The organism is Mesorhizobium sp. M7A.F.Ca.US.002.01.1.1, from assembly GCF_004022955.1.
Taxonomy (GTDB): domain Bacteria; phylum Pseudomonadota; class Alphaproteobacteria; order Rhizobiales; family Rhizobiaceae; genus Mesorhizobium; species Mesorhizobium ciceri.
In genome coordinates, this window is the sequence record NZ_RZQE01000477.1 from 1 (window position 1) to 4,493 (window position 4,493).

The following is a 4,493-nucleotide window of genomic DNA, read 5'->3' on the forward strand; positions in this document are numbered from 1 at the left end:
CAGGCACCCGCTCCACAGCCGGTGAATACGACGCCGCCCGCCCGCCCCCGTCCGACAGCGCCGCCGGCACCTGCACCGAAGCCGGCAACGCAAAGCTACCAGCCGACCAATGTCACGCCGTTGCCCGCCTACGGCTCCGCCAACGCCAACACCGCCCGGCACGCCCCGCCACCACCGCAGCCGGTGCAGGACAGCATCGACGACACGCTGATGAGAGAACTTGAAGTATCACTGGACCAGCCCCGTTCGGGCGGCCAGGTGGGCAAGCCGGCGGCGCCGCAGTCGCTCGACGACGAGATGACCAAGCTTCTCGGTGAACTCTCCAGCCAGAAGAAATGAGCGACCGCCGGGTCGCTATCCCCGCGAAACACCGTCGCCGGTCCGGCTGCCGAACCACCTCGTCCGAAGCCCCGAGGGTTTTCGATCTTCGCGCGCCCTGAGCGGTGGATGCCGCACCAATGAAAATGGCCGGAAAACCGGCCATTTTCAGAATCGAGTTCGTTCGAGACAGCCGGCCGTGAGCTTCAGTCGTCGCGATAGACTTTTTCGCGGCGCTCATGCCGCTCCTGCGCTTCGATCGACAATGTCGCGATCGGACGTGCATCGAGCCGCTTCAGCGCGATCGGCTCGCCGGTTTCTTCGCAATAGCCGTAGGTGCCTTCGTCGATGCGTTGCAGGGCGGAATCGATCTTTGCAATGAGCTTGCGCTGACGGTCGCGGGCCCTGAGTTCGATGGCACGGTCGGTTTCCGAAGAGGCGCGATCGGCCAGATCGGGGTGGTTGGCGTTTTCTTGCTGCAGGATTTCCAGTGTTTCGCGCGCTTCGCGCAATATGTCATTCTTCCAGGTGACGAGCTTTGAGCGGAAGTAGGATTTCTGCCGCTCGTTCATGAACGGCTCGTCTTCGGAGGGTACGTAATCGGCGGTAACGATGTCGTTCATTCGACTCACCCAAACTGCCCCAAATTTGGCGCCTATATATTCGTCGTCCGACGCCTGCACAAGCGCAATCGGCCGCTGTTTCACGCAATTGTTAAAGTACCTGGGCACGCGTCTTTGCAGCCGCGTACGGTCGCTTTGGTACAAACTCCGCCGCGACACTTTGGATCCGGTGACGCATATTTTCCCTGATCGCGGTGACCCCGGGGCCGATATGCAAGCGCCTTTTGCAGCAGCCAGCGTTGGCTGATTCGCCGTGTTTGAAGAGCACGGGCCATTGTGCGCGACGCCGTTCTCGTGGCTAATCCCGGAAGGCTTCGGCATTCGGAGGTTGGGTGAGCAGGCTTTATCTGTTGCGACATGCCAAGGCAGGCTGGGCATTGCCCGGCATGCGCGATTTCGACCGTCCGCTCGATGCGTCCGGCCGCGCCGATGCCGAAATGATGGGCGCCGCCATGCGCTCCCGCCTCTATGTTCCGGACCGGACGCTGTGCTCCAACGCCAAACGCGCCAAAGAGACGCTGGAAGGCCTGGCCGGCCAGACCGACACCGGCCGGGTCCTGTTCTTCGACGGGCTCTACAGCGCGGACGCGGCCGGTTATCTCAACCTTATCAAGAACAATGGCGGATCGGGCTCGTTGCTGGTCATCGGCCACAACCCGATGATGGAAGACCTTGCCTTGGCAGTTTCGGGCGGCGGCGACGAGGCTGCGCGGGCCACACTGAACCATGGGTTCCCGACCGCGGGCCTGGCGGTCGTCCGCTTCGACGGCGATCTTGCCAGCGCCGCCCAAGGCACCGGCTATCTCGAAGTGTTCCTGACGCCGGCCGATCTCTGAAGCCATTTCAAAGCCTTGTTGCAGCGCCTATATCGGACGGACCGAAGTTCGAGAGAGCATATTTTGGCATCATCGCTGACCACCTTCACCGACGAGGCGAGGATTGCCCTCGACACGCTATCGGGCCGCGCCACCGGGCTTTTTTCCCCATCGCTGCGCCTCGGCGTGACCGGATTGTCCCGCGCCGGCAAAACGGTGTTCATATCGGCCCTTGTCCACAATTTGATCCATGGCGGGCGCCTGCCGCTGTTTGAGGCGCAGAAATCGGGGCGCATCGCGCGCGCCTTCCTCGAGCAGCAGCCCGACGACGCGGTGCCGCGTTTCCAGTACGAGGACCACATCGCAGCCTTGGTCAACGACCGCGTCTGGCCCGATTCGACGCGCGCCATTTCGGAGCTGCGGCTGACCATCGAATATGAATCGGCTTCCGGCTGGAGCCGCATGTTTTCCTCGGGCAGATTGTCGGTCGATATCGTCGACTATCCCGGCGAATGGCTGCTCGATCTGCCGCTGCTCGGCAAATCCTTCGCCGATTTTTCCCACGAAGCCTTTGAAATGGCTGTTCTGCCGGTGCGCGAGGACCTGTCGCAAGCCTGGCGGGCACTATCGGCCGGGATCGACCCGAACGCCGATGCCGACGAGATGACGGCGCGCCGCCTGGCCGAGAGTTTCGCCGCCTATCTGAAGGCCTGCAAGCTCGACGAGCGGGCGCTTTCGACCTTGCCGCCCGGCCGCTTCCTGATGCCGGGCGATCTCGAAGGCTCGCCGGCCCTGACCTTCGCGCCACTGGCCGGGATCGACGACAAGCGCCCGCGCGCAGGCTCGCTGCACGCCATGATGGACAGGCGCTATGAGGCCTACAAGACGCATGTCGTCAAACCCTTTTTCCGGGAACACATCACCCGCCTCGACCGCCAGATCGTGCTGATCGACGCTATGCAGGCGCTGAACGCCGGCCCGGGCGCCATGGCCGACCTGGAACGCGCGGTGACCGAGATCCTCAGCTGTTTTCGCCCCGGCCGGGGCAGCTTCCTCACCGATCTGTTCTCGCGGCGCATCGACCGCATCCTGGTTGCCGCGACCAAGGCCGACCATCTGCATCACGAAAGCCATGACCGGCTGCAGGCGATCGTGCGGCGGCTTGCCGACCGCGCCGTGGCACGGGCGAATTTCACCGGCGCCGATGTCGATGTGGTCGCCATGGCGGCGGTGCGCGCGACGCGCGAAGGAACCGTCAGGCAAGGCGGGGAGACGCTTCCCGTAATCATGGGCACGCCGATAGCCGGTGAGAAGATCAACGGCGAAACCTTCGATGGAAAAACTGAAACAGCCATATTTCCCGGTGACTTACCGGAGAATATTGATGCGGTTTTCGATGTTTCGGGAGCCGATCACAGGCAGGACTCCGCGGACCCTGCAATCCGCTTCGTCCGTTTCCGTCCCCCAAAGCTCGAACGCACGGCCGAAGGCGTCACGCTGTCGCTGCCGCATATCAGGCTCGACCGTGCCTTGCAGTTCCTGATCGGAGATCATCTGGCATGACCGCGCCCCGCAAGCCGGCGGCATTCCGCATCGAACCGGAAGCCCCACCGAGACAAGCGGCCCCTGAGCCGCGCAACATCCAGGCCGACACCCAGCGCAAACCCCGCGCGATGAAAACCCATGTCGCGATGGTCATTCCGGCGAAAGTCGATGTCTTCGACGAGCCCGACATCATTGCCGCGGAGCCGCCACCAGCCGTCGCCCCCAGGAAACGCTCGCTGCTCGGCAGCATCTTCTTCGGCGCCTTCGGCGTGCTGGTTTCGCTGGCGGTCGGCCTGTGGACCGACCAGCTCATACGCGACCTCTTTGCGCGCGCTGAGTGGCTGGGCTGGCTGGCCGCCGGCATGGCCGCCATCGCCGTGCTGGCGCTTGTGGTGATCCTGATTCGCGAATTCCTGGCGATCGCCCGCCTCGCCGAGGTCGAAAAGCTGCAGAAGCGGGCGCTCGATGCGATCGCCCGCGACGATCCCAAGGCGGCACGATCGGTCGTCGACGAATTGTCGGCCTTTGTCTCGGCCAAACCCGAGACCGCGGCCGGCCGGCGCGCGCTGGCCGAATTGCGCGGCGAAATCATCGACGGCGGCAATCTCGTGCGCCTGGCGGAGGCTGAAATTCTCGGACCACTCGATGCCAGAGCGAAAGTGATGATTCTCGAAGCTGCCAAACGCGTCTCGCTGGTGACGGCGGTCAGTCCACGCGCACTGGTCGATGTTGCCTATGTCGTGTTCGAGGCCGGGCGGCTCATTCGGCGCCTGTCGGAACTCTATGGCGGACGGCCGGGAACGCTGGGTTTCTTCCGCCTGGCGCGCAGCGTTCTGGCGCATCTGGCGGTCACCGGTTCGATCGCGGTCGGCGACAGTGTCGTCCAGCAGATCGTTGGCCACGGCCTGGCCGCGCGTCTTTCGGCCAAGCTTGGCGAGGGCGTCGTCAACGGCATGATGACGGCGCGCATCGGCATCGCCGCGATGGAGACGGCTCGACCCCTGCCCTTCAGCGCCGCCAAACGTCCCGGATTGGGCGACTTCCTCTCGGCGCTGACATCGTTCGCAACCAGGAAAGACGGTGCAACGACCCCCTCCGGCAAGTGAGCCGGGCTGGAGTGTCCGGGCATTCGGAATCGTTACCGGACTGCTCTGCGGCGGCCCCGCGGTGACGAAGCATTAACCAATCTTGT

At 64.1% G+C, this 4,493-nt stretch carries 4 protein-coding genes and 1 pseudogene; 4 read left to right on the top strand and 1 reads right to left on the bottom strand.

Annotated elements, in window-relative coordinates; translation table 11 throughout:
* Nucleotides 1–339, top strand: a pseudogene (locus EN932_RS30020) (hypothetical protein); the annotation flags it as partial.
* Between the two features lie 185 nt (nucleotides 340–524).
* On the opposite strand, the gene dksA reads toward EN932_RS30020, so the two are convergent.
* Nucleotides 525–941, bottom strand: a complete 417-nt coding sequence (dksA, locus tag EN932_RS30025) for an RNA polymerase-binding protein DksA (RefSeq protein ID WP_013531862.1) — start codon at nucleotides 939–941, stop codon at nucleotides 525–527.
* Nucleotides 942–1,273: 332 nt separating this feature from the next.
* Between dksA and EN932_RS30030 the strand changes: the two genes are divergently transcribed.
* The 3 genes from EN932_RS30030 to EN932_RS30040 all read left to right on the top strand — a co-directional run bounded on the left by EN932_RS30030 (nucleotide 1,274) and on the right by EN932_RS30040 (nucleotide 4,407).
* Nucleotides 1,274–1,777 carry a histidine phosphatase family protein gene (locus EN932_RS30030; RefSeq protein ID WP_024503532.1) on the top strand — a complete coding sequence of 168 codons (504 nt, stop codon included), beginning with the start codon at nucleotides 1,274–1,276 and terminating at the stop codon, nucleotides 1,775–1,777.
* A 63-nt stretch (nucleotides 1,778–1,840) separates the two neighbouring features.
* Nucleotides 1,841–3,319 (top strand): YcjX family protein, encoded by a 1,479-nt coding sequence (locus tag EN932_RS30035; RefSeq protein WP_128369291.1) that lies wholly within the window; start codon nucleotides 1,841–1,843, stop codon nucleotides 3,317–3,319.
* Nucleotides 3,316–4,407, top strand: coding sequence for a YcjF family protein (locus EN932_RS30040; protein WP_013531865.1), 1,092 nt, complete (start codon nucleotides 3,316–3,318; stop codon nucleotides 4,405–4,407). The genes EN932_RS30035 and EN932_RS30040 overlap by 4 nt, the downstream gene beginning before the upstream one ends.
* The last annotated feature ends 86 nt before the right edge of the window (nucleotides 4,408–4,493 follow it).